24 protein-coding genes and 5 pseudogenes are annotated in these 25,298 nt (G+C 64.5%); 8 read left to right on the forward strand and 21 right to left on the reverse strand.

Features of this window, described 5'->3' with window-relative positions; all coding sequences use genetic code 11:
- Window positions 1–306: 306 nt before the first annotated feature.
- Window positions 307–1,809 carry an ammonium transporter gene (locus KQH60_RS13605; protein ID WP_237576951.1) on the reverse strand — a complete coding sequence of 501 codons (1,503 nt, stop codon included), beginning with the start codon at window positions 1,807–1,809 and terminating at the stop codon, window positions 307–309.
- Between the two features lie 71 nt (window positions 1,810–1,880).
- On the reverse strand, window positions 1,881–2,219 hold the full coding sequence (gene glnK, locus KQH60_RS13610) for a P-II family nitrogen regulator (protein WP_237576952.1): 339 nt from the start codon (window positions 2,217–2,219) through the stop codon (window positions 1,881–1,883).
- Window positions 2,220–2,611: 392 nt separating this feature from the next.
- On the opposite strand from glnK, the gene KQH60_RS13615 reads away from it, so the two are divergent.
- Window positions 2,612–2,869 carry an accessory factor UbiK family protein gene (locus tag KQH60_RS13615; RefSeq protein WP_237576953.1) on the forward strand — a complete coding sequence of 86 codons (258 nt, stop codon included), beginning with the start codon at window positions 2,612–2,614 and terminating at the stop codon, window positions 2,867–2,869.
- Between the two features lie 53 nt (window positions 2,870–2,922).
- Window positions 2,923–4,455, forward strand: a complete 1,533-nt coding sequence (locus KQH60_RS13620; protein ID WP_237576954.1) for a YifB family Mg chelatase-like AAA ATPase — start codon at window positions 2,923–2,925, stop codon at window positions 4,453–4,455.
- A gap of 436 nt (window positions 4,456–4,891) precedes the next feature.
- Here the strand turns inward: KQH60_RS13620 and KQH60_RS13625 are convergent, their stop codons facing one another.
- Window positions 4,892–5,437, reverse strand: coding sequence for a hypothetical protein (locus tag KQH60_RS13625; protein WP_237576955.1), 546 nt, complete (start codon window positions 5,435–5,437; stop codon window positions 4,892–4,894).
- A gap of 199 nt (window positions 5,438–5,636) precedes the next feature.
- Between KQH60_RS13625 and KQH60_RS13630 the strand changes: the two genes are divergently transcribed.
- Window positions 5,637–6,152: a TlpA disulfide reductase family protein gene (locus tag KQH60_RS13630; RefSeq protein ID WP_237576985.1), complete on the forward strand. Its 516-nt coding sequence runs from the start codon at window positions 5,637–5,639 to the stop codon at window positions 6,150–6,152.
- Between the two features lie 275 nt (window positions 6,153–6,427).
- On the opposite strand, the gene lipA is transcribed toward KQH60_RS13630, so the two are convergent.
- The 3 genes from lipA to KQH60_RS13645 all read right to left on the reverse strand — a co-directional run bounded on the left by lipA (window position 6,428) and on the right by KQH60_RS13645 (window position 8,626).
- Entirely contained in the window at window positions 6,428–7,444 is a 1,017-nt protein-coding gene (lipA, locus tag KQH60_RS13635) for a lipoyl synthase (protein ID WP_237576956.1), read from the reverse strand.
- Between the two features lie 34 nt (window positions 7,445–7,478).
- Complete coding sequence (gene lipB / locus KQH60_RS13640; protein ID WP_237576986.1) at window positions 7,479–8,177, reverse strand: lipoyl(octanoyl) transferase LipB; 699 nt, start codon at window positions 8,175–8,177, stop codon at window positions 7,479–7,481.
- Between the two features lie 122 nt (window positions 8,178–8,299).
- Window positions 8,300–8,626, reverse strand: a complete 327-nt coding sequence (locus KQH60_RS13645) for a DUF2917 domain-containing protein (RefSeq protein ID WP_237576957.1) — start codon at window positions 8,624–8,626, stop codon at window positions 8,300–8,302.
- Between the two features lie 157 nt (window positions 8,627–8,783).
- Between KQH60_RS13645 and KQH60_RS13650 the strand changes: the two genes are divergently transcribed.
- Window positions 8,784–9,725: a transcriptional regulator GcvA gene (locus tag KQH60_RS13650; protein ID WP_237576958.1), complete on the forward strand. Its 942-nt coding sequence runs from the start codon at window positions 8,784–8,786 to the stop codon at window positions 9,723–9,725.
- Between the two features lie 125 nt (window positions 9,726–9,850).
- Here the strand turns inward: KQH60_RS13650 and KQH60_RS13655 are convergent, their stop codons facing one another.
- The 8 genes from KQH60_RS13655 to KQH60_RS13690 form a co-directional block, all read right to left on the reverse strand.
- Window positions 9,851–10,120: a DUF493 family protein gene (locus KQH60_RS13655; protein WP_237576959.1), complete on the reverse strand. Its 270-nt coding sequence runs from the start codon at window positions 10,118–10,120 to the stop codon at window positions 9,851–9,853.
- Between the two features lie 106 nt (window positions 10,121–10,226).
- Window positions 10,227–11,438, reverse strand: coding sequence for a D-alanyl-D-alanine carboxypeptidase family protein (locus KQH60_RS13660; RefSeq protein WP_237576960.1), 1,212 nt, complete (start codon window positions 11,436–11,438; stop codon window positions 10,227–10,229).
- Window positions 11,439–11,610: 172 nt separating this feature from the next.
- The gene (locus KQH60_RS13665; RefSeq protein ID WP_237576961.1) at window positions 11,611–12,255 is read right to left on the reverse strand and encodes an alpha/beta hydrolase; all 645 of its coding nucleotides are present in this window, start codon (window positions 12,253–12,255) and stop codon (window positions 11,611–11,613) included.
- A complete protein-coding gene (locus KQH60_RS13670; RefSeq protein ID WP_237576962.1) occupies window positions 12,252–12,596 on the reverse strand; it encodes a ferredoxin in 345 nt (114 codons plus the stop codon). The genes KQH60_RS13665 and KQH60_RS13670 overlap by 4 nt, the downstream gene beginning before the upstream one ends.
- A 74-nt stretch (window positions 12,597–12,670) precedes the next feature.
- Entirely contained in the window at window positions 12,671–13,324 is a 654-nt protein-coding gene (locus KQH60_RS13675) for an ABC-type transport auxiliary lipoprotein family protein (protein ID WP_237576963.1), read from the reverse strand.
- A 53-nt stretch (window positions 13,325–13,377) separates the two neighbouring features.
- The gene (locus KQH60_RS13680) at window positions 13,378–14,337 is read right to left on the reverse strand and encodes an MlaD family protein (RefSeq protein WP_237576964.1); all 960 of its coding nucleotides are present in this window, start codon (window positions 14,335–14,337) and stop codon (window positions 13,378–13,380) included.
- A gap of 1 nt (window position 14,338) precedes the next feature.
- Window positions 14,339–15,277: an ABC transporter ATP-binding protein gene (locus KQH60_RS13685; protein WP_237576987.1), complete on the reverse strand. Its 939-nt coding sequence runs from the start codon at window positions 15,275–15,277 to the stop codon at window positions 14,339–14,341.
- Between the two features lie 34 nt (window positions 15,278–15,311).
- Window positions 15,312–16,475: an ABC transporter permease gene (locus tag KQH60_RS13690; RefSeq protein WP_237576988.1), complete on the reverse strand. Its 1,164-nt coding sequence runs from the start codon at window positions 16,473–16,475 to the stop codon at window positions 15,312–15,314.
- A gap of 73 nt (window positions 16,476–16,548) precedes the next feature.
- Here KQH60_RS13690 and KQH60_RS13695 point away from each other — a divergent pair.
- Window positions 16,549–17,466 (forward strand): annotated as a pseudogene (locus KQH60_RS13695) (biotin--[acetyl-CoA-carboxylase] ligase); the annotation flags it as partial.
- Between the two features lie 246 nt (window positions 17,467–17,712).
- Window positions 17,713–18,570 (forward strand): type III pantothenate kinase, encoded by an 858-nt coding sequence (locus tag KQH60_RS13700; RefSeq protein WP_237576965.1) that lies wholly within the window; start codon window positions 17,713–17,715, stop codon window positions 18,568–18,570.
- 303 nt (window positions 18,571–18,873) lie between these two features.
- Here the strand turns inward: KQH60_RS13700 and rfaE2 are convergent, their stop codons facing one another.
- From rfaE2 to KQH60_RS13735, 7 genes and pseudogenes are all read right to left on the reverse strand, one after another.
- Entirely contained in the window at window positions 18,874–19,353 is a 480-nt protein-coding gene (gene rfaE2 / locus KQH60_RS13705) for a D-glycero-beta-D-manno-heptose 1-phosphate adenylyltransferase (RefSeq protein ID WP_237576966.1), read from the reverse strand.
- Window positions 19,354–19,357: 4 nt separating this feature from the next.
- Entirely contained in the window at window positions 19,358–20,236 is an 879-nt protein-coding gene (locus tag KQH60_RS13710) for a ferritin-like domain-containing protein (RefSeq protein ID WP_237576967.1), read from the reverse strand.
- A gap of 254 nt (window positions 20,237–20,490) precedes the next feature.
- Window positions 20,491–21,501, reverse strand: coding sequence for a MerR family transcriptional regulator (locus KQH60_RS13715; RefSeq protein WP_237576968.1), 1,011 nt, complete (start codon window positions 21,499–21,501; stop codon window positions 20,491–20,493).
- Between the two features lie 68 nt (window positions 21,502–21,569).
- Window positions 21,570–21,926: a hypothetical protein gene (locus KQH60_RS13720; RefSeq protein ID WP_237576969.1), complete on the reverse strand. Its 357-nt coding sequence runs from the start codon at window positions 21,924–21,926 to the stop codon at window positions 21,570–21,572.
- 194 nt (window positions 21,927–22,120) lie between these two features.
- Window positions 22,121–23,476 carry a PhaM family polyhydroxyalkanoate granule multifunctional regulatory protein gene (locus KQH60_RS13725; RefSeq protein ID WP_237576970.1) on the reverse strand — a complete coding sequence of 452 codons (1,356 nt, stop codon included), beginning with the start codon at window positions 23,474–23,476 and terminating at the stop codon, window positions 22,121–22,123.
- A gap of 132 nt (window positions 23,477–23,608) precedes the next feature.
- Window positions 23,609–23,965, reverse strand: a pseudogene (locus KQH60_RS13730) (enoyl-CoA hydratase/isomerase family protein); the annotation flags it as partial.
- Window positions 23,966–24,087: 122 nt separating this feature from the next.
- Window positions 24,088–24,602: pseudogene (locus tag KQH60_RS13735) on the reverse strand (fumarylacetoacetate hydrolase family protein); the annotation flags it as partial.
- A gap of 64 nt (window positions 24,603–24,666) precedes the next feature.
- On the opposite strand from KQH60_RS13735, the pseudogene KQH60_RS13740 reads away from it, so the two are divergent.
- Both KQH60_RS13740 and KQH60_RS13745 read left to right on the forward strand, forming a co-directional pair.
- A pseudogene (locus KQH60_RS13740) lies at window positions 24,667–24,837 on the forward strand (IclR family transcriptional regulator); the annotation flags it as partial.
- Window positions 24,838–24,843: 6 nt separating this feature from the next.
- Window positions 24,844–25,298, forward strand: a pseudogene (locus tag KQH60_RS13745) (hypothetical protein); the annotation flags it as partial.

The raw sequence follows: 25,298 nt of genomic DNA on the forward strand, positions 1-25,298 counted from the left end.
CCGTTGCAAGGTCCGCGTCAGCATCGCGCGCACCCCTATGCCCGCTTTCACGACAGGGTGAAGACGGTTCGACGCGTCCCTATACTGCTTGATGCATCCAAGATACCGCGCGATGCGTTCCCAATACCGTTCAATGCTCCCGAAATACCGTTCGATGCAACTTAAATACCGCTCAATACGGCCGATGTCCAATCGAGCGAGGCGGATATAAAAATACCCGCCTCGCGGCGGGTCAAACGCTGTATCCCTTCTCACTGCTGCGCGATGGGCCTGCTACGGCGTGCCCACCACCGGCACGCCGCAGGCTCATTCGACGTGCTCGCCGTGAAGCACCACATCCAGCCCCTCGCGTTCGGCCTCCTCAGTCACGCGCAGGCCAATGACCGCGTCGATGACTTTGAGCAGGCCGAACGACACAACGCCGCTGTAGATCAGCGTGGTGGCCACGCCCTTGAGTTGCAGGATCACGCTGCCGTCGGCGCCGCCGATATCCTTGAGCGCGAACACGCCGGTAAGCACCGCGCCGATGATTCCGCCAACGCCGTGTACGCCGAATGCGTCGAGCGAATCGTCATAGCCCAGCTTGTTCTTGAGCCACGTCGCCGACAGAAAGCACAGCACGCCGGCCAAGATGCCGATGATCAGCGCGCCCGACACGCCGACGAAGCCGGATGCGGGGGTCACCGCGACCAGACCTGCCACCGCGCCGGATGCAATGCCCAACACAGACGGCTTGCCTTTGCCAATCCATTCCGTGAACATCCACGCGAGCGCCGCGGCCGCCGCGGCGACCTGCGTGGTCACCATTGCAAAACCGGCTCGGCCGTCGGCGGCGAGCGCCGAGCCCGCGTTGAAGCCAAACCAGCCCACCCACAACATCGCCGCACCGACCAGCGTCAGCACTAGATTGTGCGGCGCCATCACCTCGCGGCCGTAGCCGACGCGCTTGCCCAATACCAGCGCGCAGACCAACCCGGCAATACCCGCATTGATATGCACGACCGTGCCACCGGCAAAGTCAAGGATGCCTGCTGCGGATAGCCAGCCGGTCGGCTCCCACACCATATGCGCGATCGGCGAGTACACCATGATCGACCACAGGGCCATGAACACCAGCATCGCCAAAAATCTCATTCGGTCCGCGAACGCGCCACAGATCAATGCCGGCGTGATGATCGCGAAAGTCATCTGATAGGTCATGTAGACTGATTCGGGGATCGTCGTGGCCAGGTGGCTCACTGTCAGCGTGACGCCCTTGTCACCCCTGACGAAGCTCATGCCCGACAGCAGCATGCGGGAGAACCCGCCGATGAACGCGTTACCAGGCGTGAAGGCCAAGCTGTAGCCGAGCACCACCCAGATAATCGTCACCAGACAGGTGATCGCAAAGCTCTGCATCAGGGTCGCGAGTACGTTCTTCTTGCGCACCATACCACCGTAGAACAGCGCAAGCCCTGGGATCGTCATGAACAGCACGAGTGCCGTGGAGGTCAGCATCCATGCGGTGTCGCCGGAGTTGATCTTCGATGCGTCAAGCACCATGGGTGCCGTCGGTGCGGCGGGCACGCTGGCCGCCTGTTCGGCGCGGACGCCCATAGCTAACACAGCACCCGACGCTTCGGCAGCGGCCGCCACCGGGGCAAAAACCGGCGCCGCGCTGGTAGCACGGGCCGTATTCGTCGCGCTAGACGTGGGCGCGGACGCCGCAACGGCACTCAAGGCGCCGTCGGCCAACGCCGGCGCCGGGAGCCCGATGCCGGCCGCCAACAGCGACATGACGATCAGGAACGTCCTCAAAGTCTTACGCATAGTGGCTCCTCTTGTTCCTTGCCCTTCATTCAAATTCGTTTGCAGGCGCTGCGCGGCCCCGGCATCTTGCGTCAAAGCGCATCGGCGCCCGTCTCCCCAGTACGTATGCGAATCACCTGCTCGATTGGCGTGACAAAAATCTTGCCGTCGCCAATCTTGCCGGTATGCGCTGCCTGCTCGATCGCCTCGATCGCCTGCTCGACGATGTCGTCGGTCACGGCGGCCTCGATTTTGACTTTAGGCAAAAAATCAACGACATACTCGGCGCCGCGATACAGCTCGGTATGCCCCTTTTGGCGGCCAAAGCCCTTGACCTCGGTCACCGTAATGCCCGAGACGCCAATCATTGACAGCGCCTCACGGACCTCATCGAGCTTAAACGGCTTGATGATCGCGGTAATGAGTTTCATGGAATCCTCTCAGTGGTTGGCTTCTTGCGCTGGGGCCACTTATAGCAATTACCATGCCGAATGCCGCGCCTGCGGGCTGTAAGCGGCCTGAGCGTGTCGCCGTGGCGCGTCGCGGACACTGCGTCAAGCGAGGCTCGACCGGATGGCCAACGCCGCACTCGCCGTGGCAGCGCAGCGTGGCAGACGTGCTAGAGTCTTTCCATTGGCTGCGCAAACGACTGGCACGCATCCAAACGGCCCGCAGTGAGTTGCACCAAAAGTAGGCATCTAGCCAGTTTTTGCACTAAGTCCGCGCATTCGTGCCACCATCCGCGCCGTGCATCGCGCCGCGATAGCGGCAGCCAGGGGTCAAGCACGCGCTTTGTGCAACATTTTAGATTGAGGAAATGACGATGAAACAGCCAAACGACGTGTTCAACGATTTGCAGGCCCGCGTCAGCAAAATGCTGAAACACTCGCCGGCAAAGGATGTCGAGCGCAACGTCAAAGCGATGCTGTCGCAAGGCTTCTCCAAGCTGGACCTGATCACGCGCGAGGAATTCGACATCCAGGCCCAGGTGCTGGCCCGCACCCGGCTCAGGCTCGAGGAACTGGAGCGGCGTGTGGCCGAGCTCGAGCAGAAGCTGTCCGCGCGCGCGGACAGTGTGTAGCGCGCAAGCTCTCGGACATCCCGATCGGTGGCGACATGCCGCAGGGATAAGCCATGTCGCTAGCCGTGGTCCGCAGCCGCGCGCCGTTGCACGCGCTCGCGCCCGAAGTCACTGTCGAAGTCCATTTGGCAAACGGCCTGCCGTCGTTTGCGATCGTCGGGCTGCCTGATCTGGAAGTGCGTGAGAGCCGTGAGCGAGTGCGGGCCGCATTAACCCATTGCGGTTTCGACGTGCCCGTGCGGCGAATCACCGTCAATCTGGCCCCGGCGGACTTGCCGAAGGAATCCGGACGCTTCGATTTGCCGATCGCACTGGGCATCCTGGCCGCGAGCGGGCAATTGCCGTGCGATGCACTGACCGGCCGAGAGTTCGCCGGCGAGTTGTCGCTCAGCGGCACGCTGCGGCCGGTCCGGGGCGCGTTCGCGATGGCGTGCGGCACCGCGAGACAAGCTGGCCCCGACGCGGCGTGCCCGGAACTGTACGTGCCGTTGGGCAATGCGGCGGAAGCCGCGCTGGCGCCAGGCGTGGCCGTGTTCGGGGCCGCCGACTTGGCCGCGCTCGTCGCGCATCTGAAGGGCGGGCCCGACGCGCGAATCGAGCGCACGCAGCCGTGCGACGTGGCCGTGCCCACGCAACTCGCACTGGATATGGCCGATGTGATCGGCCAACCTGCCGCGCGCCGGGCGCTGGAGATTGCCGCCGCCGGCTCGCATCACATGCTGATGGTGGGACCGCCCGGCGCCGGCAAGTCGATGCTGGCGCAACGTCTGCCGGGCATACTGCCACCGATGTCGGACGACGACGCGCTGGCCTGTGCGATGCTGCTGTCCGCCAGCGGCCGTGGCTTTACGGCGGCAGACTGGCGGCGCCGTCCGTTTCGCGCACCGCATCACAGCGCGAGCGCCGCCGCGCTGGTCGGCGGCCACAACCCGCCGCGTCCCGGCGAAATCACGCTGGCGCACCTGGGCGTACTGTTCCTCGATGAGCTGCCCGAGTTCAGCCGCGCGGTGCTGGAGACCCTTCGCGAGCCGCTCGAAACGGGCAAGATCACGATTTCTCGGGCTGCTGCGCAAACCGACTTTCCCGCCGCGTGCCAACTCGTTGCCGCGATGAACCCATGCCCTTGCGGCTTGCGTGGCGATCCGCTAGGACGGTGCCGTTGCACGCCTGACCAGATCGCCCGCTATGTCGGCAGGCTGTCTGGACCTTTGCTCGACCGGATCGACATCGTCATTGACGTGCCTTCGCTGTCGGCCGCCGAACTCGCCCGCCGCACCGGCGCGCGCGGCGAAGCGAGCCACGCGGTCGCGGCGCGTGTGCAGCAAGCGCGCGAACGTCAATTGGCACGCCAGCATAAGGCCAACTGCGCGTTGAATGCCGAGGACCTTAATCGCTGGTGCTTACTCGATCCGCGCGGCGAAGCGTTACTCCAGATCTGCGGCGAGCGTCTGGGGTGGTCAGGGCGTGCCTTTGACAAGGTGCGCCGCGTTGCGCGCACCATCGCCGACCTTGATCTAAGCGATGACGTGCTTGTTGCTCACGTCGGCGAGGCGGTGCAATACCGGCGTGCGTCGATCACTGTCTGATCCTGCCCGCGACTCTCAACCGCACGCCGATCGCGTGCGGGCACATAGTCTACTACCCTAGGCACGCCAGCATGTGGAATTCAGCACGAAAGTGAAACGTCGGACGAAAACGAGCCTTGACTTATACACATCTGTTTGGATAGTGACACCGCTTCTGGGCCGAATCCGCCAGATCTCCGACGGTTTACCGCAAGCCCATGAAAATAAAGGAAATGCATCGACGGCCTGGAATCACGTCAATCTCGCTGCAGGCGGTGTCGCAGCGTGCTCCCGAGCCGTAACCCGGGTACTTTTCAACAAAGTTATCCACAGGACATGTGGACAGTATGAAAAACCAATAAGAATCGCGTGGTTAGTGCCTATAGCTCGTTTGAAACATCAACACAGGGACGCGGCGCAACAGCGAGGATTCCCAGCTATTGAAAAAAAACAGACCTTAATCCACCGTCAACGACGCAAAGAACTGTTCTAGCTGCACCGGGTCGGGCTCGCGCGAGGACACGACCGCCGCCTGGTACACGCGCCGATCGCGCGCGACAAACTGCGCATGGATCGCGCGCTGCCCCTGTGTTTGCCTATGGGCCACCGGACCGGCCACATCCATCGCGATGCGCGATTCACCCCCGGCGCCATAGCTGCCCGGAATTCGGACCACGTGCAACACGGGCTGCGCCCCCACGTTGCGCGCCAAACCACTTTGCAGGTACGTGAGCACTTGCGCACGAAGCACGGGATCATCGGCGGGGAGCGCCACAACGCCAACGGCGAACATCGCGTCGCCGACCGTCGCCGTTTGCATCTGCATCTTCAGCGCGTGCCCGGCAATCGTGAGCACTCGCTCGTCAAGCAACGGCTTGGCCGGCAACATCACCGTGTAGCGCCCCTCGTCATTGCGCACCGTGCGCCAGTCAAATTGCGGTGAACAAGCGACGGTCAGCAGCGAAATAGCCCAGATTACCCAGCATAAACGTCGGTTTAACATTGAATCAGCCTCCGTCGCGCGGCCACGGCCAGAGATCAGTGCGGCATGGCGCAAAAACGACAATTATCGCCGACGCGCCGATCGGGCCGCAGCGGGCACGCGTGCCTCACGGGTACCGCGAATCAGCGATAGAATGTCGGCTATCATTGCTATGCTATCCGGCGGCGCCACCGGCGTCGCGTCAGCCGAAAAAACGCCGATGAGCCCGTCCGCCACTTCCCGCCCATCCCGCTCATGGATCGCAGCCGCGCTCGTTGCCATCGCGCTGGTCGTGGGTGCGTATTTCGCTTTCGGCACGCATAAGCAGGCACCCGTTGCAAGCTTCACGCTGCTGTCCGGCCAGAAGCTGAGCACCGCGGACCTGAAGGGCAAAGTCTATCTGGTCAGCTTCTGGGCGACCAGTTGCGACACGTGCGTGAAGGAAATGCCTCAGATGGTCGACACGTACAACCGGTTCAAAGACCAGGGCCTCGAATTCGTTGCCGTCGCGATGCAATACGATCCGCCGATGTACGTGGCCAACTATGCGCAAACGCGGCAATTGCCGTTCAAGGTGGCGATGGACGATGGTTCCGCCGCCAAACAGTTTGGCAACGTCCAGTTGACACCGACCACCTTCGTGATCGGTCGCGACGGCCAAATTTTGAAACAGTATGTCGGTCCGCCGCAATTCGCGGAACTCGATCAGCTGCTGGAAAAAGCGCTGGCAGCCTGACGACAGGCCCACATCGGCAACTTGACGATAGGCTAACGTCGGCGTCTGAAGATAGACTCACGTCGGCAGCCTACGACAGGCCAACGCTGGCAATCCAGCGGACTGGACAATGATGGCGAGACCAGACGGCAAAGCCGGCGCAGGCAACCAGACGGGACCGGCTGGCGCTGCCCGGAGACGACACACCCCGGCCGAAGCTAGGCGACGGATCGCCGCAGGTTTCCGCGTCCTGGTGGCCCTGCCCGCTCCCTCGGTTCGCGACGACGCTCGCACCCTCAGCCCGCCGCGACGACGCCCGCGCCCTGCGCCTGTACGTCCGCGTGATAGCTAGAGCGCACCATTGCGCCGACGGCCGCGTGCGTGAACCCCATCGCATAGGCTTCTCGCTCGTACATCTTGAAGGTGTCCGGATGCACGTAGGCACGCACCGGCAGGTGGTGCTCCGACGGTTGAAGGTACTGGCCGATCGTCAGCATGTCGACATCGTGTGCCCGCAAGTCGCGCATGACCTGCAGGATCTCCTCCTCGGTTTCGCCGAGCCCGACCATCAGCCCCGACTTGGTCGCGACGTCTGGATGCAGCGCCTTGAAGTCCTTCAACAGCTTCAATGAATGTGCATAGTTGGAACCCGGACGCGCTTCTTTGTAGAGTCTCGGCACTGTTTCGAGATTGTGGTTCATCACGTCCGGCGGCGCCGCGTTGAGAATGGCCAGCGCGCGGTCCAACCGGCCTCGGAAGTCCGGCGTCAGGATCTCGACCCGGGTTTGCGGCGACAGCTCCCGCACCTGCCGGATACACTCGACAAAGTGCCCGGCGCCGCCGTCGCGCAAGTCGTCGCGGTCCACGCTCGTGATCACGACGTAGCGCAGCTTGAGCGCGGCGATGGTACGCGCCAGGTTCACCGGCTCGTCGGCGTCCAGCGGATCCGGTCGCCCGTGCCCGACGTCGCAGAACGGGCAACGGCGCGTGCACTTGTCGCCCATGATCATAAACGTCGCCGTCCCCTTGCCGAAGCATTCGCCGATATTCGGGCAACTGGCTTCCTCGCAGACCGTGTGCAGGTTGTGCTCGCGCAAGATCTGCTTAATCTCGTAAAAGCGGGAATGGCCAGTCGCGGCCTTCACGCGAATCCAATCCGGCTTTTTCAACTTCTCGATCGGCACGACCTTGATCGGGATCCGCGAGGTCTTGGCCTGGGCCTTCTGCTTCGCGCTTGGATCGTAGGCGGCGGAAGAAGCATGCGCTGCGGACGCGGCGAGGGTAGCGGATGGGTCGGGAACAGCAGTCGTCATGTCGAAATCCAGTGCAGTGGCGGCCGCATCCTGCTCAGCCGGCCACGGGGTTGCCCCTTTCGCGTGCTGCATCGGGCGATGCGGCGACGGCGACCGGCGGCAGGTTGCCGGTCAGCCGCTCGGCGAGTGCTCGCGCCACATCGTGCCAGTGCGCCGACACGCCGAGCGAAGCCATGTCGATCGTTTCAAGACCGACGTAGCCACATGGGTTAATGTCGCGGAATGGCTGCAAATCCATCCGCACGTTAAGACTCACGCCATGGTACGAACAGCCATTGCGGATTTTCAGGCCAAGCGCCGCGATCTTCGCGCCAGCATGGCGATGCGCGAATCCGTCGGCGACATAGATGCCCGGCGCGCCGGCCCGCCGTTCACCGACTAGATTATACGCTGCCAGCGTGTCGATCACCGCCTGCTCAATGCGCGTCACCAGGTCACGCACCCATAGCCGGCGGCGCCGCAAATCGATCAGCAGGTATGCGACAACTTGGCCCGGCCCGTGGTAGGTGATCTGCCCGCCGCGATCGACTTGGACCAGCGCGATACCATGATGCGCGGCCAGCAGATGGGCCGGATTGCCGGCTTGGCCCAGCGTGTAGACCGGCGGGTGCTCGACCAGCCAGATTTCATCCGTAGTAAGCGGCGTGCGTGCGGCGGTGAACTCGCGCATCGCGTCGAAGCTCGCTTCGTAGGGCTCGAGGCCACGCCAGCGCACGACGACATCGTTGGACATCGCCGCCAACGCGACAGGTTCAGTGCTGGATTTAAATGACGGCGCGGGCATGATCCCGTCAGTTTACCGAAAAGTGGACCCGCCCGTACCCGCGACAATCAGACTGGTAGCCATCCGGTCTATCAGACTGACAACCATCCGGTATGCCAGCCGAACCGGCTGGCGGACAGTCGGCGCGACCACCATGACGCAATACGTTGGGTATAGTGAGGGTGCAGGGTCACGGTCACCCGCGCGGTGCGCGTGCCTTCGGTGCCGAGCCACATTAGCTCGCCGGGCCGCAGCGGCAGCGATTCGCCCGGGCCCACCCAATAGTCGTGCTCGTCCGCGCTACGGGTGATCCAAACGCGCTCGCCTTCGATGGTGAGCGCCACGCCCCGGCTCACGCGCAGCGGCACGGTCTGCCCGGGTTGAACCTCGAACGTGATGCTTGAATAAAGGGGTTTCATCGTACCCTCCTGCCCTCGCCCGAAATGCACCAGGATGACTAGAATCGTAGCGATAGCCGATGACGGCGCAAAACGATGTTTTTTCGCCGTCTTGTGAGCATAATTAACAAAGGCGGCAGCACCGCGACGCGCGCCACGCACCGGAGAGGAAAGCGCCATGGACCTGCGTCACTTGCCCAACCTAGGCACGTTGAAGGCTTTTGAAGCCGCAGCCCGGCTAGAAAGCTTTTCGCGTGCCGCTCAGGAACTGTTCGTGACGCACAGCGCGATCAGTCACCAGATCCGCGCGCTGGAGGCCGAACTCGGCATGCCGCTGTTCAAGCGTGATGGCAAGCGGATCAGGTTGACCCATTGCGCTCACCGCTATGCGGCCCAGGTACGCGCCGCACTGTTCGACATTGCCGCGGCCACCGATGCGGTTCGCGCCGGTGACCGGGAACGCCGGCTTGTGATCAGCGTGCTGCCGTCGTTTGCCGCACGCTGGATGACGCCGCGGATCGGACGATTCATCGAGCGGCACCCGGAAATCGACGTCGAACTGTTGTCCACCAACGCGATCACGCACTTTAATCGAGACGATGTCGACGTGGCGCTGCGCTTTGGCGGCGGCAACTATCCGGGGCTGTTCGTCGAGCCGTTGCTCGATGAGGTCTTTTTCCCGGTATGCACGCCCGACTTCAACGGCGGCCGGCTGCCGAAAACGCCGGCCGAGCTGGCCGGCTTGACACTGCTGCGCAACGACGACGAGATGTGGGGTCCATGGTTCCAGGCGGCGGGTCTGAGCGGCTGGAGCGAGCCGCGGCGCGGGGTGCTATACCACGACTCGTCGATGCTGCTGCAAGCCGCGCTGGAGGGCCAGGGCATTGCGCTGGTGCGCCGCTCGCTTGCGATGCAAGAGGTGATCAACGGCCGGCTCGTGCGACTATTCGACATAGACGGCCCCAGCCCGGGGACGTATTGGGTCGTCTGTCCACCACCGCTGTTGGAGACACGTCGGGTCACGGTGTTGCTCGAATGGCTGCGCGAGGAGGCCGGGCGCTTTCGCGCCCTGTACGCGCAATGCCCGAGCGGCCTACCCATTTCCACGGCCGCCGAGTAAGCGCTACAGCCGTGCCACGCGACGCGCCACGGGTGCAGCCGCGCGACGGCTGCACCGGGCGCCGTGCTGCATCACGACGGCGCGACACGCGCGGCGATTGTCCACGCACGGCGCTCGCCCGGTCGTCATAGCACGACCTTCACCATCGGGTGCCCGGTCAACGCACGATAGAGGTCGTCGAGTTGCGTACGGCTACTCACACGCACCGTCACCGTGAGGCCGACGTAGTTACCACCGCTGGACGGCCGGCTCTGGACCCGGCTGTCGTCGAACTCGACATCGAATTGCCGGACCACCTCGACGATGGCCTGCTGGAACTGCGGGTGCGCCTTGCCCATCACCTTGATCGGGAAGTCACACGGAAACTGCAGCAGCGATTCGTTGGATGAGTTCATGGCAGCCTTCTTCCAATCATGACAGCGTTCCTTCGATCCTCGGTTTCATGCGGCGCACGGCGCGCGGGGTACGCCGGCCTCGGCGGCCAATCGCCTGGTCCTCGGCTTACTTCTTGTTGGCCAGCATCAGCAGCGACGAGTCCCACAGACGCCCAAAGATGCCGGCCTGCGGTACGGCCTGCAGCGCCACGGCCGGGAACTGCGTCAGGACCTTGCCGTCGGCGATGACCTTCACCGTGCCCACCACCTGCCCGGCGGCGATCGGGCCGACCAGCGGATCTTGGCGCTCGAGCACCGGCTTGATCTTCTCGCCCACCCCCTTCGGGACCGTGATGTACTGGTCGCTCTTGACGCCAACCGGTACCGCGCTCTGCTGACCCTTGTACACGCGCGGCGAATCGATGACCTGGTTGGCCTTGTACAGGCGCACCGTGTCATACGCCGCGTAGCCGTAGTTCAGCATCTTTAAGCTGTCCTGCGTGCGATCGTGCTCCTTGGGCTCGCCCATCATCACGCTCACCAGCCGGCGCGACGCGTCTGGCACCCCGGGCAGCGGCCGTTTTGCGGTGGCGATCAGGCAGTAGCCGGCCGCCTTCGTATGGCCGGTCTTGAGCCCGTCCACGGTCGGGTCGATCCATAACAGCCGGTTGCGGTTCGGCTGCTTGATTTTGTTGTACGTGAAATCCTTGACCGCGAAAATCGAATAATACTCAGGATAGTCGCGAATCAGATGCATCGACAGCACGGCCAGGTCGGCCGCGCTCGTGTAGTGCTGGGGGTCCGGCATGCCATTCACGTCGGCGTAATGCGTGTTCTTCATGCCCAGCTTCTGCGCCGCCTCGTTCATCATCTGCACGAAGTGCGCTTCGCTGCCCCCAACAAGCTCGGCCAGCGCGATCGTCGCGTCGTTGCCCGACTGCACGATCATCCCGTACACCAGGTCGTGCACGGTCACCGGCTTGTTCGCCTCAATGAACATACGCGACTCGTCCGTGCCCACGCGACGCACCGCCTCGCCCGGCATCACGGTCTGGTCCATCGAGATTTTCTTGGTCTTCAACGCATCGAACACCAGGTACGCGGTCATCAACTTGGTCAGCGAAGCGGGCTCGACCCGCTCGTCGGCGTTGGCTGACGCAAGCGTCTGCGCGCTGCTGGCATCGACGAGCACCCACGAGCGCGCATTGACGGCCGGAGGCGGCACTTGCGCAAGCGCGTCGGCGGGAACGAGGAGAGCGGAAGCGGCCAGTGCGGCAGGCAGCACGCACGCGAGCGTTGCCGCGCGGGCGGCAACGGTCGGGACAAAGGTCAAACGCATAGCAATCGAATCGACGTTAAACGGGGGAGTTCGGGAAGCGGCCCACTACGGCGGCCCGCGGCGCAAGCCGATTGGACTAGCGAGCGAATCAGGCGTTCGTGTCCACGCGGCGAACCAACACCGGCTCGGCACGGGTGATGCGCCAACCGCTTGTGCGGCGACGCGACACCCATTATACGCGCCAGCGCTCGGCGATCACCCGCTTCAGGATGTGCAGCTTGCGATGGAAAAAATGCTCAGCACCCGGGATCACCACGACTGGCAGTTCCTGCGGCCGCGCCCAGTCGTAGACTGACGCAATCGGCACCGTATCGTCGAGTTCGCCGTGAATCACGATGGTGTCAAGCGGCACGTCAGCGACCTGCCAACGGCTCGCCGCGGTCCCGACGAATACCATGCGCTCGATCGCGTCGCCGCGTTCGCGCAGTCGCTGCGCCACGTGTGATAGCACGAATGTGCCAAACGAGAAACCCGCCAGCACCAGCGGCACACCGGCCAGCCCCAACAGCGTGCGCGCGTGGTCGATCACCGCAATCAGGTCATCTTGTTCGCCGCGCCCGTCATCATGCTCGCCTTCGGTGGCACCGACACCGCGGAAGTTCGGTCGCACCGTCACGTAGCCGAGTTGCACCAACGTGCGTGCCAGTGTCTGCGCGACCTTGTTATCCAACGAGCCGCCGAACAGCGGATGCGGATGTGCGACCAACGCCAGCCCGCGTGGCGCGCCCCCTGCGCCGCCACGCTCCGGACGATCGATCGCGATCTCGATCCTGCCGACCGGACCGTCGATTCGATATTTTTCCGTTTGCGCGTTCATCCGCTCACGCCTCCGCCGCGCGGCATGTCGACCAGCAGGCGCTCGACGATCCGGCCGCCGACCAGATGCGAATCAATGATCTCATCAATATCTGCTTCATCGACATAGGTGTACCACGTCGCATCAGGGTACACGACCAACACGGGACCGAGCTCACAGCGGTCCAGGCACCCCGCCTTGTTAATGCGCACCCTGCCCTCGCCAGCAAGGCCCAGCGCCTTGATACGCCGTTTCGCGTATTCCTGCATCGCTTGCGCGCCGCAGTTTGCGCAACTCGGGCGGTCGCCGGGATCGCGCTGGTTCAAGCAGAAGAAAACGTGGTGCTTATAAAAAGAAGTCATTGAAAGCGGTCCCGCGATCGGCATTGAGTCGATTATAACGACGAGGCAGCCGGCACGCCGTGCGCCCGCGTCACTTAGCGCGCGAGCACCGGCTGGCTGGCCAGCCAGTCAGCCAGTTGCGACAGCGCAGCGTCGCTGGCCTGCGCGAGGGCGCGCACGCCGCCGATCGCGTCGGCGGACGGCGCCGGCGCATCGGCGCGGAACGTCGCCTGCATGAACTGTCCGTCCCGCCGCATCAACGTCGCACGCAACGCGACGACGCCGCGGCTCGCGCCAGGCTTGTCGAAGATCTGCTCGAAGTCCAGCAATTCAACCCTCAACACCGGCGCCAACACCGGGTCCCCGGGCGAGACCACCGCGCCGCGTGCGCCGAGCAGCGCGCGCAAACGTTGCGTCAGCAACTGTGCTGGCGTCGCAGCCCAGCGGCTGAACGCGTAAGTGCGCGGCTGCCACGCATGCGCATAGGCGAGTCGATAGACGATGCCGTTCGAATCCAGGCCCACCGGCGCGCCAATGTCGACCAGCTTAAACGGACCGAACGCCGACGCCGCAACGCCGGCGCGAGTTGCCGCCCCGCTCAGGCTCATCGGACCGGAGGGCACCGCACTGGCCGACGCGCCGAGATCATAATGGGCCGCCGGCGACGCGCGGTGTGCAGCCGTGCCGCATCCGCCGAACGTGATCGCGCCCAGTAATACCGCAAGCGAACCAATAATATGTGATGACATCGATAATCCTTGTCGAATGGACGCCCGCCGTGCAGTACGGCAACGTGCATACGTCAGCGCGAGGAGCTGGACGACCACGAGAAGCCCGGCTCGCCGGGCCCCGGCTCGGGTGGCGGCGCACCGAACAGCAGTGCGCGCGGATTCGCGTTGATCGCGCCTGCCGCGCTGTTGACCGACCGCATGGCCTGCTTGACGCCGTCGGTCAGCGCATTCACGCGGGGCAACGTCTCGTAGCCGACTCGCGCGCTCAGTTCCTGCATCGATGTATTCAGTTGCGCCAATGCCACACCCGCCTGCTCGGCCGCCTGGCCCATCCGGTTCAGATTGACCGCCACGGACCCATTGGGATTGGACAAGCTGGTCGCCAGCACGTTGACCGAGCCCATCGTCCGGTTCAACTCGTCGATCGTGTTCGGCAGCTTGCGTGTCACCGGCTCCAGATGCTGCGTGAGCGCGGCCACGCCGCTGGCCGCATCCTGGATGCTGCGCGCGGTGGCCCAGTATTGCTGGCGCTTCGGCTCGTCGGTCATCTGCTGCAGGTTAACCGCAATTTTCTCCATCTGATTGAGCAACGCCACGCCACGCCGCTGCAAATCGTCGAACACGCCAGGCCGCATCGGGATCTGCGCGACGTTCTCGTCGGACGAGGTCACGGGATGCGGATCGTCGCCGGTATCATCCAACTGGATAAAGCCCAGCCCAGTCACGCCCTGAAAGCCGAGCGACGCGAAGCTCGAGTGGGTCAGCGGCACGCGCTTGTCCACGAGAATCCGGATCACGATCCGGCCGGGGCGGTGCGTGTCGAAGTGAATGTTCTGCACTTTGCCGACCGCCAGTCCGCGATAGCGCACCGCCGCGTCAGCGCGCAAGCCGGTTACGTTCGTCGTGGCGACCAGGTCATACGGGACGCGCTCGGTGCGGTCCATGCTAAACCACGCGATCGTCAACGCGATCGCCACCAGCAGCACGATCGTAAATAGCCCGGCCCAGAATGCATGTGACTTATTTTCCATCTCAGCTTCCCTCAACGCCGACGCCCGGTCGGCGACGCTCGGCGTGATCACCGCAATGCCCGCGCCGAGCCGCGTGCTCGACTTCGAGCAATGCGTCGTCGGGTATCGGCTCGAGCGCGGCCGCCGGCAGTTGGGCACGGCGCGACGCTGGCAGCGCCTGCAGTGCGCGGCGGCCGCGCATGCCCAAAAAATACTCGCGGATGAACGGGTGGTCGACGCCAGCGGCCTGCTCGAGCGGCGCCGCGACGATCACCTTGCGATCGGCCAGCACCGCCACGCGCGTGGACAACGACACCATCGTGTCTAGGTCATGCGTGACCATCACCACCGTCAGGCCGAGTGCGCGATGCAGCGTCGCAATCAACTCGACGAACGCCTCCGAGGCCTGGGGGTCCAGGCCGGCAGTCGGTTCGTCCAGGAACAACAACTCCGGCTCCAACGCCAACGCACGCGCGATACTGACGCGCTTGACCATCCCACCGGACAGCGCGGCCGGCATCTGGGTCGCGTGCCGACCCGACAGCCCGACCATTTCGAGCTTCAGCATGACGATATCCGACAATAGCGCCGGCGGGATCTTGCCCAGTTCGCGCAATGGCTGCGCGATGTTGTCGAATACCGTCATCGCGGAAAACAGCGCACCATGCTGGAATAACATGCCCGAACGGTTGCGCAGCAATTGCGCCGCGTGCTCGCTCATCGTCGCGGTATCCTCGCCGAAGATGCGAATCGTGCCCGCGTTCGGCGCCTCGAGCCCGAGGATCTGCCGGATTAGCGTCGTTTTGCCGGAGCCGGAACCGCCGACCAGCGTTACGATCTCGCCGCGCCGCACCTCCAGGTCCAGATGCTCGTGGATCACCGTGCGGCCATAGCGCTTGGTCAGATCGGTTACCTCGATGACAGGCTCGGCCACCGGCGGTACACCGTGAGCAAGGGCCATCAAGGTCAGCGCGTGCGGTTGGGTCATCGGCGCCTCACGATAACCCGATCCGTTGAAACAGGATCGCGAACACTGCGTCGGCCAAAATCACGACCGTGATCGAGGACACCACCGACATGGTCGTTCCTTCGCCTAAGCTTTGCGAATTGGGCTTGATGCGCAAGCCGAAATGGCAGCCGACCAGCGCGATTAGCATGCCGAACGCCACCCCCTTGCCCAACCCGATGTACAGGTTCGCCACCGGCACCGCGTTCGGCAACGAACGGACGAAGAAACTCATATCGATATTGAGCACCCGTTGCGCGGCCAGCATCCCGCCGGTCAGCGCGATGGCGTCGGTCCACATCACGAGCAGCGGCATCGCGACACCCAGCGCGATCACCCGCGGCAAAATTAACCGCAGCCCATGCGAGATCCCCATGACGCGCATCGCATCCAACTCCTCGGTCACGCGCATCACGCCCAACTGCGCAGTGATCGCCGAGCCAGAGCGGCCGGCCACGAGAATCGCCGCAAGCACCGGGCCAAGCTCCCGAATGATCGACAGCCCGAGGATGTTGACGATGTATGCGTTCGCGCCGAACAACCTGAGTTGTTGCGCAGACAGATACGATAGTACGATGCCAATCAGAAAGGCGACCAACGCGGTGATCGGCAGCGCCTGCGCGCCGGCCGCATAGACGTTCGCGGAAATTTCGCGCCACGGGATTCGGCGCGGCTCGCGCAGCAGCCTGCCGCCATCCATCACTAGGCCACCGAGTAGTGTGATGCCGTCGCGCAGGTGCCCGGCGAAACCGAACATCGCGAGTCCAAGCCGCGTGATGGGATCGATTGCCACCGCCGGCTTGGCAGGCTCGCGCGTTGCATCCAGCAGCGTAATCCGATCGAAGATCTCGCGCTGCGTACCGGTCAGACTGATGCCGGACGGCAAACGCCGTCCCCAAATCTGCCACAGCGCTTGTGCGCCGACATGGTCCAGCCGCTGGACTTGCGACAAGTCCCACAGCGTGTCGGCCCGAGCCGCCGCGTCACGCATCGTGCGCAGCTTGGCCGCGATGCCGCCACGCCGCTGATCCAACGCCAGCGAGAGTGCGGTCCATTGGCCGCCCAGGCGAATCGCCGTACCCGACGGCACGGACCGGCCCTGGCTCGTTTTCACGGCATCGATAGTGAGCAGCGGCGGCGTCTCGAAATCCAAAGCGGGCACGGCATAGGGTCAATGTAGCGTCATTGTATCGAAAGGCGCGGCACGGCCTCGCTACAATAGCAAGATGTCCGATCCTTCTTTCCCCCTTGATCCGCCCGGCATCCCGGGCAAGGCCGCTGCCAGCGGCGATTCGCGGCCGACGGCGGCCCGCCGCATCGAACGCGAACGGCTCCTTGAGTTGCTCGATCCATGGCCTTCGCGCTGGGCGCTTGAGATAGTCCACGAGACTGGCTCGACCAACGCGGATCTCGCCGCGCGGCTGAAGGGAGCACGCGGCGTGCCGTTCGAGCCGAGCGTGCGCGTTGCCTATTCGCAGACGGCGGGACGAGGACGGCGCGGCCGGCCGTGGTTGGCCACCCCGGGCAATGCGCTGCTGCTCTCGCTTGGCTACTTGATGCCGCGTGCGCCGAACCAGCTCGCCGGGTTGAGCCTGGCGCTCGGCGCGACGATTGTAGCGGGACTGCGCACCCTGCCGCTGGATAGCAGCAGACGGCTCTCGCTCAAGTGGCCAAACGACATCCTGTTGGACGGCACGAAGTTGGCCGGCGTGCTCGTGGAAACCGTATGGAGTACGCGCGACGCCACCGCCCTGGTGATTGGCGTGGGCCTGAACGTCAGTGGCGACGATGAGCTGGAGCAACAGATCACGTCGTTGCACGAAACGCTGCGCGCCACGCTGCCGACCCTGCCTGGTGCGCTCTGCCGCGCGTGGCCGCACGCTGCGCTCACCCCCGTGCTCGGCGCGGTGCTCAATGCGCTGGCAGTCGGGCTGGAGCGCTTCGGCCGGCATGGCTTTGAGCCGTTCCATGACACCTGGATCGCCGAGCATGCGTATGCGGGTCAGGAAGTTGTGGTCCTGGAGCAGGGCGACGAAATGGCACGCGGCATCGCATACGGCGTTGATGAACAAGGACAATTGCTGATACGCACGCCACAAGCAATCCGGGCAATCGCCACGGGCGACGTGTCACTGCGGCTTGCCGCAAGCGCCGATGTGCCGGCGCAGCCGGCGCCCAGTATGTCTGCTTGCGGTGCGCGCACGGGCGGGCTGCCGACGGCTGCCGAATCCACTGCGGGACTGCCTCCATCCGGACTGCCCCCATCAGGATTGTCCACCGGCGGCGAGCCCAAGTCTGACACCCCCGTCGCCGAGCTCCCGGGCGCCGGCAAGCTACCCGCCACCGAACGCGCGCGTGATCAGCCGCACAACAACGACGCATAAGCCACCATGACCGATCCTGACCTTACCGGCGCGGCCGGCCACCGCCTGGTGATCGACGCGGGCAATAGCCGCACCAAATGGGCACTGGTGCGCGCCGATGGCCGTCTGTGGCAACTCGGCGCGTTCTCGCACGAAAACCCGCTAGACGACGCGCAGGGCGACGTCGCCACGCGCGCGACAGGATTGCAGTGGGACGACTTGCCGACACCCGCCGATATCTGGATCTCCAACGTTGCGGGCCAGCACGTCGCCGCGCGCCTGTCGGCGATGCTCGATGCGCGCTGGCCCGGCATCGCACGCACGACCATCGTATCGCGCCACTCGCAGTGCGGAGTGACCAACGGATATGGCGAGCCGGCACAACTGGGCACCGATCGCTGGGCCGGCATGATCGGTGCTCATGCGGCCTACCCGCATGAGCATCTGCTGATCGTCACGCTCGGTACCGCGACAACGATTGAGGCGCTGCGCGCCGACGGCATCTTTGTGGGCGGCTTGATTGCACCGGGATGGTCATTGATGATGCGCTCGCTCGGCGAGCATACCGCGCAATTGCCGACGCTGACGCCAGCGGGCGCACGCTCCGCGCTAGCCGGCAAGCCGGGCCTGGCGTTCGGCACCGACACGCCCGCGTCGCTGTGCGCCGGATGCGCGCTCGCGCAAACCGGCCTGATCGAGCATGCTTACTTAACATGGCGTGCCGAACTCGGTGGCGCGCCAGTACGCATGGTGCTTGGCGGCGGCGCCGCCGACGCGTTGGCGCCGGCGCTGACCGTGCCGCACACGCGGCACGATCATTTGATCCTGTCTGGGCTCGCGCTGATTGCGCAGGACGAGGTGGCGGCGCACAAGCACGAGGCCTGACACAGCGGCCCCTGACATGCAAGCACGGGGAAACGCAGAGGCTGCACGGGTTGATTGCAGGATTGATGGTGGCGAGCCTACTCGGATTCGTGACGCTCAGCGGCACGTTCGACCCGGCTCCGGCCGCTAGCCCCAGGGAGCCGTCTCATCGGAGCAGCTAGGTACGTCCGGATGCGATGCGCGCACAGCCACTTGCCCCGGCATAGCCGCAGCCACTGTCACTGCCCCAATCACTGTCACAGCCAGTGTGATCGGTGGGCCAAGCCGGGATGCAAAGATAGCCGCCTGCGCGCTCAGCCGTAATCAGCGGGCGCGTACGCGCTGTAGCAGCTTCGTCGTCGAGCGATCGTGCTCGAACGGAATCGCCAGTGCGCGGCCACCCCAGCTGCGCACCAGTGCCGATTCCGGCAGCTTGTCCATATCGTAGTCGCCACCCTTGACCAAGATGTCCGGGCGCAACGCGCGAATCAACTCGATCGGCGTCGACGCATCGAACATCACGACGTAATCAACGCTTTCCAGCGCGGCAAGCAACGCCATGCGGTCCGCTTCCGTATTGATCGGGCGATCGTCGCCCTTACCGAGTTGCCGCACCGACGCGTCGCTGTTGACGCCCACCACCAGGCACGCGCCCAACGCGCGGGCGTCGTCTAGATACGTCACATGCCCACGATGCAGGATATCGAACACACCATTGGTGAACACGACCGGCGCGCCGAGCGAGGGCCGACGCGCGAGCAGCCTCTGCCACTTGACGATCTTGCGCTCAAACGAAGCCGGCATTGGCCTACGCCGGCTGCTCTGTGCCGCCCACGTTGGTATCGCGCTGCAGTCGCGCCGTCAACTCCTTGCGGTAACGGTTCAACTCCTGTGCCGTCGTAAACGTACGCTCGAACAGCAGCGACAGGTTGTGCAAGATCCGCTCGATCACCTTTTTTTCCCACGTGTCGTCGAATCGGATCTGTTCGTCTAGCCAGCGCTCAAGCCATTCCGGGTCGGGCAGTCGCGATTGCACGGTGTCCCGCGGGAACAACTGCCGATTCACGTGTAGATTCGTCGGATGCAGCGGCTTTTCGGTGCGCCGGGCCGACGCCATCAGCACACCGATCTTCGCGAACGCGGCGCGCGCGGAGTCGCCGGCCGTGGCCAGCGCCTTCTTCATATACCGAAGGTAGGCGCCGCCATGCCGCGCTTCGTCGCGTGAAATCGTCTCATAGATGTGCTTGATTACTGGCTCCGTATGCCACTCGGCCGCACGCCGGTACCAGTGGTTCAACCGGATCTCGCCGCAGAAATGCAGCATCAGCGTTTCCAGCGGCGGCGCCGGATCGAACGGGAAACGCACCGCGTGCAACTCCTGCTCGGTCGGCACGAATTCGGGGCGAAAGCGCCGTAGATATTCCATTAATACCAGCGCATGCTTTTGTTCCTCGAAGAACCAGACGCTCATAAACGCGCAGAAGTCGCTGTCGTTATGGTTGTCGCGCAGAAACATCTCCGTCGCCGGCAACGCGGACCATTCGGTGATCGCGTTCATCTTAATCGTGTTCGCCTGTTCGTCAGTCAGCAGCGACCTATCGAACTTGTCCCACGGAATATCCTTTTCCATATCCCAGCGAACCGATTCGAGCGAGCGGTAGAGTTCCGGATAAAGCATGGTTTTCATGGTGCCACCCTATCAACCTGAAAAGCGTAGACTGCGTTGCGCGCCCGTCATCGATATCGTGCGCCGCATGGTTCGACCGGGCCGACGGGCAAACGCAGGATTTTACGTGAGTGCGGCCCGCCCGGGTGCGGAAAAATGCCGCAGCGGGCGGCGCCTTCCGAGAGAATCCACGTTGCCGCGAAGCGGCCGCGCAGCATCTGTTATCCATTTCGTGTTTGGCAGTTGCGCGGCGTCAATATGCGGCGTTCAGGCAATTATAATAGCACGCGATGTCGCCGCCACTGCGCGACTGCGCCATCGATGTGCGTCATGGACACCAAGTGTTGGATTCCCTGTCGCGCGAGGCGGCGCGGGACGTTGCCGCCGCAGGTCCACAGTTGCACCTGCGGCGGCAGCCGCGTCTGCAGCTCGTCGGCTGCGCGCGCGGCCGACGCGGCGTCGGGTGCGGCCGCCATCGACAACACGACCATATCGACATCGCTGGCGCGCGCCGCGTCGGCGATCTCGTCGAGCGATACGCCGGCACTCATCACCGCACAGCGACAACGGGCGAGCACAAACAAGACTTCCATCATCGCCAGTTGCACATCATGCGCCGCGCCCGGGACCGCCGCCAGCAGCGCGCAAGGCCGGCCCCGCGCGCCATCCGTGAGCAACCTCACCGCACGTCGGAAAACATCCTGCAGCACCTGACCGAGCGCTGGCGCATGCGTAGCGCGCGGCGATCCGCCCACCGACGCGTGGCCCACCCGCGCGCCAAGCGGGATCGCGATTTCGTCGATGAAGCGCTCGATGCCCACGCGCGCCAGGCGCCACATCAATTCGTCGCGCAGCGCCGTCCAACGCTCCGTATCGATTAGTTCGAGCAGCGGCGCCAGGTCCACGTGGCGTGACACCGGCGTGCTCTGGCGCACCATCTCACGCAGAACCGGCTCGGGGTGCGGCAGCACGTTGCCCGGGCGATGTCCGACGTCCAGCAACTGCTTCACGAGCCGCAGCTTGCGGACCTGCTCGGCCGGATACAGGCGCTCGCCTCCCGTGTTGCGCAGCGGTCGAGGAAAACCGTATCGGCGCTCCCAGACGCGCAACGTGTCCCTCGTCAAGCCGATTTCATGAGCGAGGGCACCAATGCCGACTGGCGATGGCGACGGCTTGGGCACGCCGGTATCGTCCTCATGCATCCGGCCATCCGCGCCGTCGACATGCGCTGGCCCGAAGTCTGCTGCGTCTGCCGTTTGCCCATCGGCGGAAATGTGCTTGGCCATAGGTGTCGTGAAGCCTCGCCGGCGCGGCGCGGCCCCTTGCTATTCAAACGTGGCCGCCAATCCTAACCCTAATTCACGCTTTTGGGGACAGAAGAAAGTGTTTTAAAAACGATAAATTCGCCGCTATACGCGGACAAATCCCGGACAATAAGCCGAGATGGATTCATTTGATCTGCATGCACCGGCCACGTCACAGGGCACGACGGTGGAGGGTCTACAGGAAAAGCCGCAAAAAACGCGGCCCGTGCATCGTGCGGCTGCAACCCGTCGCGATAGTCAAGTCTGATCAGTTCGCGCGAAGAGCGCGTCATTCCATCCACGCGCCGCCAGTCGTTACGCGTGGTCACCGCATCGGGCAGGTGCATGGCCAGGCGGCTTACGTGCTCTACCGGCTCGATGTCCGCGCCAAGCGCGTCGAGAAACACGCTGACCCTGGCCTATCGGCCGATCTGCGCCAGGCTCGGATAGCCGGCAGCGTAGGAGCGTCCGGCATCGATGTGGTGCTATTTGACAGCCCGGCTGCGGCGCTCGCGCACGCCGGCCGCCGGCATCGTCCCTTGGTGCGCTTGCGGGCCGTCAACGGCCTGTGGTCCGCGCGACGCTACTGCCAGTGGCGGCCTTATTGCTTGTCGCGGCCGTGTCCTCCCGTGGCGTTACCACGGGGGGCGGCGTTGCGAGCCGTCGGGACCTTGCGACCCGTCGTCGTCGCCAACTCGCTGTGCGTCGCAGCAGGTTTGTCCTTCGCAGCGGGCCGGCCGTGCTTCGCCGAGCCGCTGTGCGTCGCCGACTTACCTGCCGCCGCCGACGTGCCGCTTTCCGCCATGACCCCGCCCTTGGTCGTCGATCCGCTTGCAGCGGCTGCCGCGCGCTTGGACGGCGCACGGGCCGCCGTCGAGGATCGGGCCTTTGCAGTAAATTGGCCCACTCCCGCCGAAGCGCCTGGCGACGAACGCCCCAGCCCCTCGTTGACCCGCTGCCGCATCGCTTCCTCGACCTCGTCGGCGGACACCGATGCACCGGACATCCTATGCGGTACAGCCGCGATCCGGACAATCTGCTCAAACTGCGTCTGCAGCAAGTTCCACCAGGCTGACGCGTCGAGCGGCTCGCCGGCCCTGGACGCGGCCGCGCGCTCGCCGGCATCGGCCGCCGCGGCAGCGCCGGCGGCTTTGCCCCGCGACGTACCCGGCGCACGGCGATCCGCTGGCGCACCACGCTGCGTATCAGGCCCCCACTGTCCGACAACCGGTTCGCCCGCGGGTGGCGCCTGGGCCCCGTGCGCCGCCGGTGCGTCCCGTTGCGGCGAGGCCTCACCAGGGGCGGCCGGGTCCGCGTCCGCAGGTCCAGTGGCGCCGGCCGCGCCTTCCATCGCGCCCTTTACTGCACCGCTCGCGACATCGTAGAACGCCCTTGCGAACGCAAATGGATCCACTGCCGCCGCTTGTTTCAGGGGATCGTCAGCCGCAGACGCCGTGTGCGAGCGGGTCCGCCGGGCGTCGTCCGCTCCTCCATTTGTTTTGTCCGCTTGACCCACTGCGTCCGGCGGCGACCATCGTGCGCCGCGCGCATCGCCACTTATGCCGGACTCGCCCGACGGACGGCTTGCGTTGGACGTGCCGTCCGGCGCGGGCATCATCGACGCCTGCGTGAATGCGCTAAACGCGCGCAGCGTCGCCAGCGTCGAGCGTTGAACCTGCAGCGCCTGGATCGTCGACTGCAGCATTGATAAGTTGAGCTTGAGCCACTGTTCGACCGCCCTAAGGTCGGTGATGCGCTTATCGAGTTCCTCGACGCTCATTAACGGCGCGACGATATCCGGCCCGAGCCCGAGCGGTGACGACGCCGGAGCGCCGCCGTGTGCAAAATCGCCCGGCACGCCCATCAGCTTGAGCAGACTGTCGAACATCTCATAGCCGGCATTCGGCGAAAACTGCGGGAATGACAAAAACGGGGTATTGCCACCTGAATCGCTCATTGATCCTACCTCCCTTTGCTACCCAGCCATGATGGACATCGCCCGGTCAGAACGGCGCACCGTCCGCAAACCGTGGCACGCAGCGCTCACGCAACGAACGAATGCCTTCGTGCACGTCCTGCCCGCCGAAGCCGAAGAAACCACCGGCTTGCTGCAATTGATCAGGTTGTAGACGAGGTCACGCGCCTCGCGCCATATCCGCGCGCGCACCTGGAAGTCGTTGGCTATCTGCTCGACCAGTGCCACATCGCCACCGCAGGAGAATCCTTTGCCCTCGCCGCGGATGATTGCCACCCGTGTGTGTGGATCGGTGTCAATGTCGCGCCAGATGTCCGCCAACTCGCAATGCATCCGTTCATCGGCGGCAGCCAACGCGCTCTTGTTGACTCCTTTGCCGCTCATGATTACTTCGAGTATCCCGTGCTCATGTCGGCGCAACTTCAGTGCTTCGTAGCGGGCGTAGCGCAGGTCGTTCGGAAAATCGTTCATCGGCCTGTCCGGAAGCGGGCAGCGCGCCCAGTAGTCTGAACACTAGCAGACGCCCGCCACAATGGGAGAGGAAGTCGAGGTGTGATCGTACCGTTTTTCTTGCTTCTGGTTGTCGCCGGCGCCACGTCATTGACCAGCGTCAGCAGCCGGATACCACGCTGCGCGACCTGCAGCGTCGCACCCATCGGCACGTCCCCGGTGATCATGGCCACCTCGGCCTTGAAATCGATCCCATAGTCCTCGCTCGGACAGACGATGTCGTCGGTCGGGCCGACGACATCGTCGCTGCCGCCCTAGTACATCAACGGATCGGCCCCAAGTTCCGGCGGCCTTTTCATCCCACGCGCGCGCCGCACGAATTCAATGTGGTTCACGTAGGCGGAGCCATCCGCCCATTGGAACGCTCGGGGCACCGGCGCCCTGCACTGGGCTGGCTCGAACGCAAACGCATGCCGCACGCGGCTCTGATTTAATGCATCGTACAGCTGCGCCAGCTGCGGTGCATGAAACGCCAGTCGTCCAGCACACGCTGTAGCGTCGGCGCGATTGCATCGGCGCTCGTCGCCGTGCGCAAGTCGCGCGATACGACAAGGCGTTGGCCGTCGCGCGAACCGTCCTTAAGCGTGACAAGTTGTATAGGGCTTGTAATTACGTATAGGGGAATGTATTTTGCGGTGGTTAATATCTAACGGCAAAACCGTTTTGATGCGACTGGAGCGCTGGCCCTCGCGCTAATCGCGCTCGGATAGGAAGGCACTTTCGATACCCGCTGGCGCGGCGAAATCGACTTGTCGCTGCGCGACTTCGCGCAACGGCTGTCCAATGAACTAGGGTACGACCGCGCACGCAACGCGTCGTGCCCGCCTGCTTGAGTATCCATGGCGGAATTGTCTTCGCGCGCCGCACCACGACAGCCCCGCACGATCGTTGCCGGCCACCCATGCCGCCGGCATGCGCGCGGACCCGCCACGCGCTGGGTCGTCGCCCTGACGCTGGCATTGCTCGCCCACGCGCTAGCTGGCCTATGGCTGGAGCGCATGCCTAGGCTGAATCCCGCCCCGACGCTGAGCGAGATCCCCGTCCAGGTCGTCGTGCTAACACCGCGGCCGATCGACTCGGCGACACAGCACGAACACGCCGCGTTGGTGGCCGGTGGTGCGCCACGCGCGGCTTCGCCCCTGTCGCCGTCCAGCGCGGCAGCTCCGCCGCCCAGCAATGTCTTGCAAGCGGTGGTGCCACAGCCGAGCGCGTCTCGCGCCATGCGCGTCGGCATCGCTAACCCGCCGCCCGCCCGCACCCCGCGCGCGAACAATGACACCCGCCCCCGTACGCC

It is taken from the genome of Mycetohabitans sp. B8, from assembly GCF_021991875.1.
Lineage (GTDB): Bacteria > Pseudomonadota > Gammaproteobacteria > Burkholderiales > Burkholderiaceae > Mycetohabitans.

Bases quoted from the DNA above. Each gene is read 5' to 3' on its own strand.
- KQH60_RS13605 (WP_237576951.1), bottom strand. From the start codon at position 1,809: ATGCGTAAGACTTTGAGGACGTTCCTGATCGTCATGTCGCTGTTGGCG.
- glnK (WP_237576952.1), bottom strand. From the start codon at position 2,219: ATGAAACTCATTACCGCGATCATCAAGCCGTTTAAGCTCGATGAGGTC.
- KQH60_RS13615 (WP_237576953.1), top strand. From the start codon at position 2,612: ATGAAACAGCCAAACGACGTGTTCAACGATTTGCAGGCCCGCGTCAGC.
- KQH60_RS13620 (WP_237576954.1), top strand. From the start codon at position 2,923: ATGTCGCTAGCCGTGGTCCGCAGCCGCGCGCCGTTGCACGCGCTCGCG.
- KQH60_RS13625 (WP_237576955.1), bottom strand. From the start codon at position 5,437: ATGTTAAACCGACGTTTATGCTGGGTAATCTGGGCTATTTCGCTGCTG.
- KQH60_RS13630 (WP_237576985.1), top strand. From the start codon at position 5,637: ATGAGCCCGTCCGCCACTTCCCGCCCATCCCGCTCATGGATCGCAGCC.
- lipA (WP_237576956.1), bottom strand. From the start codon at position 7,444: ATGACGACTGCTGTTCCCGACCCATCCGCTACCCTCGCCGCGTCCGCA.
- lipB (WP_237576986.1), bottom strand. From the start codon at position 8,177: ATGTCCAACGATGTCGTCGTGCGCTGGCGTGGCCTCGAGCCCTACGAA.
- KQH60_RS13645 (WP_237576957.1), bottom strand. From the start codon at position 8,626: ATGAAACCCCTTTATTCAAGCATCACGTTCGAGGTTCAACCCGGGCAG.
- KQH60_RS13650 (WP_237576958.1), top strand. From the start codon at position 8,784: ATGGACCTGCGTCACTTGCCCAACCTAGGCACGTTGAAGGCTTTTGAA.
- KQH60_RS13655 (WP_237576959.1), bottom strand. From the start codon at position 10,120: ATGAACTCATCCAACGAATCGCTGCTGCAGTTTCCGTGTGACTTCCCG.
- KQH60_RS13660 (WP_237576960.1), bottom strand. From the start codon at position 11,438: ATGCGTTTGACCTTTGTCCCGACCGTTGCCGCCCGCGCGGCAACGCTC.
- KQH60_RS13665 (WP_237576961.1), bottom strand. From the start codon at position 12,255: ATGAACGCGCAAACGGAAAAATATCGAATCGACGGTCCGGTCGGCAGG.
- KQH60_RS13670 (WP_237576962.1), bottom strand. From the start codon at position 12,596: ATGACTTCTTTTTATAAGCACCACGTTTTCTTCTGCTTGAACCAGCGC.
- KQH60_RS13675 (WP_237576963.1), bottom strand. From the start codon at position 13,324: ATGTCATCACATATTATTGGTTCGCTTGCGGTATTACTGGGCGCGATC.
- KQH60_RS13680 (WP_237576964.1), bottom strand. From the start codon at position 14,337: ATGGAAAATAAGTCACATGCATTCTGGGCCGGGCTATTTACGATCGTG.
- KQH60_RS13685 (WP_237576987.1), bottom strand. From the start codon at position 15,277: ATGGCCCTTGCTCACGGTGTACCGCCGGTGGCCGAGCCTGTCATCGAG.
- KQH60_RS13700 (WP_237576965.1), top strand. From the start codon at position 17,713: ATGACCGATCCTGACCTTACCGGCGCGGCCGGCCACCGCCTGGTGATC.
- rfaE2 (WP_237576966.1), bottom strand. From the start codon at position 19,353: ATGCCGGCTTCGTTTGAGCGCAAGATCGTCAAGTGGCAGAGGCTGCTC.
- KQH60_RS13710 (WP_237576967.1), bottom strand. From the start codon at position 20,236: ATGAAAACCATGCTTTATCCGGAACTCTACCGCTCGCTCGAATCGGTT.
- KQH60_RS13715 (WP_237576968.1), bottom strand. From the start codon at position 21,501: ATGGCCAAGCACATTTCCGCCGATGGGCAAACGGCAGACGCAGCAGAC.
- KQH60_RS13725 (WP_237576970.1), bottom strand. From the start codon at position 23,476: ATGAGCGATTCAGGTGGCAATACCCCGTTTTTGTCATTCCCGCAGTTT.